Here is a 278-nt window from a genome sequence, read left to right as displayed (position 1 = left end):
GTTTCGCCTGCAACACCAAGCTCCTTGCGATGGCCGAGCCGACCAGACTTCGCGCCATCGACCGGTGGGTGGCTGCGCAATCGCAGGACCTGGTGCCCAATGCGGTGCGTCTGTTCGATGAATTTACATACAAGGCGCGTTCGTGGCCGAGGGCCTGGCGCGTGCTGCTCAAGGCCGAGGTCATGGCGCTTGGCGAGAACACGCGCTTCATCGTGACCTCGCTGCCAGGACTCGATGCCGACATGTTGTACGAGGATATTTATTGCGCGCGCGGTCAG

At 61.9% G+C, this 278-nt stretch carries 1 protein-coding gene; it reads left to right on the top strand.

Annotated features, from left to right (window positions below; all coding sequences use genetic code 11):
* Window positions 1-278: transposase (locus F2P46_RS36845; protein ID WP_208296980.1), on the top strand; the 278-nt coding region annotated here is incomplete at both ends.

It is taken from the genome of Massilia sp. CCM 8734 (assembly GCF_011682155.1).
GTDB lineage: Bacteria > Pseudomonadota > Gammaproteobacteria > Burkholderiales > Burkholderiaceae_D > Telluria_A > Telluria_A rubra.
The sequence above is the reverse complement of the archived record's forward strand: the minus strand, read 5'-3'. Positions and strand labels throughout refer to the sequence as shown.